The 2,531-nt window shown below is 47.5% G+C and carries 2 protein-coding genes; one reads left to right on the top strand and one right to left on the bottom strand.

Annotated features, from left to right (window positions below; all coding sequences use genetic code 11):
- The first annotated feature begins 410 nt into the window (after nt 1-410).
- On the top strand, nt 411-1,343 hold the full coding sequence (locus EKM83_RS13075) for a C40 family peptidase (protein WP_125577972.1): 933 nt from the start codon (nt 411-413) through the stop codon (nt 1,341-1,343).
- Nucleotides 1,344-1,753: 410 nt separating this feature from the next.
- On the opposite strand, the gene EKM83_RS13070 is transcribed toward EKM83_RS13075, so the two are convergent.
- Nucleotides 1,754-2,323 carry a matrixin family metalloprotease gene (locus EKM83_RS13070; protein ID WP_125577969.1) on the bottom strand — a complete coding sequence of 190 codons (570 nt, stop codon included), beginning with the start codon at nt 2,321-2,323 and terminating at the stop codon, nt 1,754-1,756.
- Nucleotides 2,324-2,531: the final 208 nt, after the last annotated feature.

Below are 2,531 nucleotides of genomic sequence, written 5' to 3'. Positions count from 1 at the left end.
TAATCAAGCGAGTCAGCTACGGATTCGGTTGTTTTAGTAGCTTTAGATTAAGGATTCATCTAGTATTCGGAATTAAAAAGGCTGCCTAATCATAATACGATTAGGCAACCTCAGACAGCCGATTACCAACAACAGTTGACAAAGAGCCAGCTTAACTTGATGTTGATGGCTTTTTCGTGTGTCAAAAAATAGGTAGCATTGTCGGCAGGGGAACCGTTATCCCGCATAGGGGTTTGCGTGTTATACACATGAACAGCCAGAGTAGACACCGTTATGACTGCTTAAAGTACAGTGGACAGCTTGGGCATTACTTCTAGCAATAACATTCAGGGCATTCTCAGTTTGTATCCATACTCATTTGGGCATATACTTAATTCTGTAATTAAATTCAACAGAATTGGGATGTTCAAATGAAAAAACGGGATTGGGAAATACTCCTGGGGCTAGTGACCGTCTTACTCGGTTGGCAACTGGCAGGAATGACCGCTCAGGCGAGCTACAACAGCATGTTTGCGCGGGAGGGGTACTTGGCTAAGCATGAGCGTTTAGACGCTACACGGACGTTTGAACGGCGGATTAGCCGCTATAAATCCGTGTACGTGACCCAGAACAAGGCTGGGCGGATTCGCAATGTGAGCGTGATGTTTTATGCCAAGCCGCAAAAGGCTCATTTCACGACCTACGCTAGTCACTGGATCAACGTGCGTCAGCTTCGTAATGGTCAGTTGTATGCCTACAATGACCGGACCGTGTATGGCAACTACCTGGTAGCTTATCACCAGTTTGCGCGGGGGCACGGGACGACGATTAAAGCGGGAAGCCGGCCGGTCAATCTGCATTTCTCCAAGAAGGGGAACCTATTGGTCCGTTATCAAAAGAACCTGTTGACGGTCCACCTGAAGAGCGGGCAAATCAACTTGAACGGTAAGGCCACCAGTGTCAAACACAACCGGCAATTCAAGCGGGCAGTTCCAACTAAGGGGACCCGGGTGAAACGGCTGATTGCGGATGCTAAACGTTATCTCGGTGTGCCGTATAAGTATGCCGGTCGGGATGCCTTTGGCGGTTTGGACTGCGCCTCATTTGTCGATCAGGTCTATTTGGATGTGGAACACCGAGACATTGGTGGGATGACCGGCGTGCAACAGAAGTTAGGCAAGCACGTGGCTGTTCGGAAAGCTAAGGCTGGAGATTTACTCTTCTGGCAGATTGCCGGGCAGAAATACACCTATCACGTGGCGATGGCCATTGGTCACGGCAAGTTGATTGAAGAAGCGGGCAAATCAGTTCACGTTTCAAAAATTGCCAACCGGCACCCACAGTTTGCAATTCATATGAAATAACATCAAAACGGCTCAGACAACGCTAATTGCGTGCCTGAGCCGTTTTGATATAGTCAACTAAAGTGAAAGTTGAATTAATGTCTTGACTCCCGGAGCGACAGCGCTTTGTCCACCAGAACTAGTGAAACCAGTAGCCTGCGTCAGTCAGGGATTCCGCCTGCTCTGGGGGACACCTCCAGCCTGAGAAGCGGTCTTCCGGTCCGCCCACCGCGTCCCAACCCATAGTTGGTGGACGGTAGGCGGCCAGTGCGAACTACGAAGCTGTAAACACCTAATTTTCACACCATAAGTCGCGTGGTGACAATATGTCTAGCTGATTTTCATCTTTCAACCTTCAGATAGTCAAAATAAAAACCCTAGCTGGACCGGCGGCTAGGGTTTTGCAGGTATTCGTCAATGTTTGATAGTGATTAATTGTTGTAGGCGTCTTGTAAACCAACCTTGTCTTGGTGGTCGATGGAAGCGTAACGATCAGAGGCGTACATCACACTGGACTTGCTGGATGAGTGGCTTAAGCCTAAGGCATGGCCAATTTCATGAGTGGCAACGTTCGTCCGTTGGTTCTTGGTGTAACCGTACTTGGTTAATAAGCTACGGTTCAAAGTGGACTTGGCAGAAACGATTTCGTTTTCGTGACCCTTGTTTAAGTAAGAGTAGTTGGTGTAACCGGCTAACTTGCCGCTCTTAGTGCTGAGAGATGCGGAGGAGGTCAACGTGATGTCAGCCTTTTCGCCGCTCTTGGCAGCCTTTAATTGAACGACACCGACTTTGTTCCAACGCTTAACGGCGTTCTTCCAAACGCTCTTGTAGTAACTGGAACCGGTGTTGGTCTTGTATGTAATTGTGGTTTGATCCCAAGCACCCCAGGAAGGTGTTGGTTTGCTAGTTGCGGCAGCGAAGATGGTGGAGCTGAAAGTTGCCAGGGTGACAACCAAGGTGGCGATAACTAAGACGGTCCATTTAACAATTTTCTTTAACATTTTGAATACCTGCTTTCTTTTAATTCCGAATGATTCGCTTTTTAATTGCTTACTATCTTAGGTAGCGTCAAGAATCTTGTGTAAATGAAATGCCTTCGTACATATAATATGTAACTAACTCAAATAAATGATGCTTCCAAGGTGTCCTGGAGTCCTTTAAAGCCTCGGTGGATCCGCTTCAGAGACTTCTCGTTATAAGCATTAAACT

The sequence above is a fragment of the Levilactobacillus angrenensis genome (genome assembly GCF_003946085.1).
GTDB lineage: Bacteria > Bacillota > Bacilli > Lactobacillales > Lactobacillaceae > Levilactobacillus > Levilactobacillus angrenensis.
The sequence above is the reverse complement of the archived record's forward strand: the minus strand, read 5'-3'. Positions and strand labels throughout refer to the sequence as shown.

Excerpts from the sequence above, each read along its gene's own strand:
- EKM83_RS13075 (WP_125577972.1), top strand. The coding sequence starts at position 411 with ATGAAAAAACGGGATTGGGAAATACTCCTGGGGCTAGTGACCGTCTTA.
- EKM83_RS13070 (WP_125577969.1), bottom strand. The coding sequence starts at position 2,323 with ATGTTAAAGAAAATTGTTAAATGGACCGTCTTAGTTATCGCCACCTTG.